1 protein-coding gene is annotated in these 3,209 nt (G+C 69.8%); it reads left to right on the forward strand.

Features of this window, described 5'->3' with window-relative positions; genetic code table 11:
• Positions 1–3,209 (forward strand): condensation domain-containing protein (locus AC1D1G_RS43490; RefSeq protein ID WP_477956741.1); only part of this gene is annotated, 3,209 nt, incomplete at both ends.

Consider the following 3,209-nt stretch of genomic DNA (forward strand, 5'->3'; position numbering starts at 1 on the left):
GAGTTTGCGGGGTCGGTGTTGCCGGGGGGTGTGGTGCCGTCGGTGGTGGTGGTGTTGGGGGAGTTGCCGGTGACGGCGAGTGGGAAGTTGGATCGTGCCGCACTCCCAGCTCCCGTCGTTGCGCGTGGGCCACACCGCGCGCCCCGGACAGCGGCGGAGCACACGCTGGCGTCGGTGTTCGCCGAGGTGCTGGGGCTCGACCAGGTCGGGTTGGACGAGTCGTTCTTCGCGCTGGGCGGCGACAGCATCCTGTCGATCCGGCTCGTATCCCGCTCCAAGGCACGCGGATTGGTGTTCACGCCGCAGCAGGTGTTCGAGCACCGGACCGTGGCAGCGCTCGCGGCGGAATCGGAGATCGCGGACGGTGAGACCACAGTTGCCCTCGCCGAACTCGCGGGCGGCGGAATCGGCACGTTCCCGCCGACGCCGGTGATCCGGTACCTGATCGAGCGCGGCGGGCACTTCGAGCGGTTCAGCCAGAGTGTGCTGCTCGACCTCCCGGAAGGCATCGACCCGGACCGGCTCCTCGCGACGATCACGGCGGTGCTCGCACGACACGACATGCTGCGGTCGCGGCTCTACCGGGACGCGAACGGGCAGTGGCAGATGGAGACTCGTGCCGCGACCGAGATCGACACCGACACACTGGTCCGGCGTATCGCCTTCGACCCGGCGACCGATCCCGGCATGCTGGCAGAGCTGATCGCGACCGAACACCAAGCGGCCGTGGAGAGATTGCGCCCGTCCGACGGAGTGGTCGTCCAGTTCGTGTGGCTCGACCCGGAGCCCGCCGCCGCGGCCCCGGCCCGGACGGGACGAGTGATCGTGGTCGCGCACCACCTCGCGGTCGACGGGGTGTCGTGGCGGATTCTGCTGCCCGACTTCGCCGCCGCCTGGTACCAGGTCAGCACGGGGAGCGTGCCGTCCCTCCCGGAACCGGCGACGTCGATGCGCCGATGGGCGCACGCGCTGGCCGACGAAGCTGTCCGGAGCGAGAGAGCCGCCGAACTGGTGTGGTGGCAGAACGTCGTCGACGGACCCGACCCGCCGATCACCGAACGCCCCCTCGATCCCGGCCGGGACCTCGCGACCGCGCTGCAAGACGTGAGTGTCGAGACCTCCCCCGACGACACGTCCGTTCTGCTCACCCGCCTTCCGGAGCTGTATCACGGGGGTGTCCTCGACGTCCTGCTGACGGCGCTGGTGGTGGCGTCGTCGAGGTGGCGAGCCGAGCGGGGGATCCCGGGAACGTCGATGCTGATCCGGCTGGAAGGGCACGGCCGGGAGCAGCAGGTGGTGCCGGGCGCCGACCTGTCCCGCACCGTCGGCTGGTTCACGACGGTCTTCCCCGTCCGCGTCGATCTCCAGGGCATCGACCTCGACGACGCGCTGGCCGGCGGCCACGACATGGGCAGCGCCGTGAAACGCGTGAAAGAACACCTCCGGGCAGTGCCCGACATGGGGATCGGTTACGGACTGCTCCGCTACCTGAACCCGGACACGGCCGGCAGTCTGCCGAGAGCAGAACCCGGGCAGATCAGCTTCAACTATCTCGGCCAGGTTCCGGATTCGGCCGATCACGACACCGCGGTCGGCTGGAGTCCCGCAGACGGGTTCGGCGACCTGCGGTACGTCCCGGACCCCGACATGCCGGCGTCTGCCGCCGTCGAGGTCAACGCGATCGTGATCGGCGGACGACTCCGGGTCGGGTTCGGTTTCCCGGACACCCTGCTCGCGCACGCCGAGGTGGACAGGCTGGCAGAACGGTGGCGGGAAGCGGTGTCCGCATTGGTGTCCCATGCTCGGGATGGGGACGCAGGCGGACTCACACCGTCGGACGTTCCCCTCGTCGACGTGACCCAGAGCGACCTCGACACGTGGGAGGAGCGCTTCGGCGCGCTCACCGACGTGTGGCCGCCCGCACCCCTGCAGGCCGGGTTGCTGTTCCACGCCCTGCTCGCGAAACCGTCGATCGACGCGTACACGGTGCAGGTGGAACTGCACCTGCAGGGGGCCGTCGACCCGGCCCGGATGCGCCGCGCCGCASAGGCATTGCTGGAGCGGCACGCGAATCTGCGGGTGGCGTTCGTCCCCGCCCGAGACGGAACCTTCGTCCAGGTGGTGCCCGCGGCCGTCGACCTGCCGTTCCGCGAAATCGACCTCACGGACCTGCCCGAGGCCGCGCGCACCGCCGAACTGGACCGGGTGCTCACCGCCGATCGGGCCGTACCGTTCGACACGTCCCGGGCCCCACTGGTGCGGTTCCTGCTCGTGGCCACCGGCAGCCACGAATCGCGGCTCGTGTGGACCAATCACCACACCCTCCTCGACGGATGGTCGATGCCGCTGGCGATCCGCGAACTGCTCGCGCTCTATGTGGCCGGAGACGATGGGTCTGCGTTGCCGCGACCCCGGCCCTACCGAGACTTCCTGTCGTGGCTGCACCGCCGGGACCCGGCGGAATCACGAGCGGCGTGGGCGACCGCGCTCGCCGGCGTCGACGGCCCGACACTGCTGCTGCCGGACGCACGGGGACGGCCGTTGTCGGCTCCTCCCGAGAGCGCCCTGTTCACCGTGTCCGAGGATGTGACCGCCGGCCTCACCACCCTCGCGCGTACCCGCAACACGACACTGAACACGGTGACGCAGGTGGCGTGGGGAATCGTGCTCGGCGCGGCGACGTCCCGCCACGACGTGACGTTCGGAAGCACCGTGTCCGGGCGGTCGCCGCACCTGACCGGCGTCGAATCGATGATCGGATTGTTCGTCAACACCGTGCCCACACGCATCACACTGAACCCCCGGGAAACGCTGGGCCGACTGCTCGACCGGACACAAGCGGAACAGGCAGCCCTCCTCGACCACCACCACCTCGGTCTCGCCGACATCCAGCGAGCAGCCGGCCCCGACATCGGGTTCGACACGGCAACCGTCTTCGAGTCGTACCCGATCGACCGGGGAGGCCTGACCGAGAACACCGACCTCGCCGGCATCCGGGTGGTCGACGTGCGCGGCGTCGACGCCACACATTATCCGCTGAGCGTCGCCTTCTCGGTGGACACGCAGCTGCGCATGACGTTTCACTACCGACCCGACCTGGTCGACAGGGCCACCGTCGACGCGATAGCAGGCCGGGTCACCCGGGTGCTCGAGGCGATGGCCTCCGATCCGGACGTCACGGTGGCTCGCGTGGATGTGTTGGGTTCGGG

Source organism: Rhodococcus sp. P3_B8 (assembly GCF_056402775.1).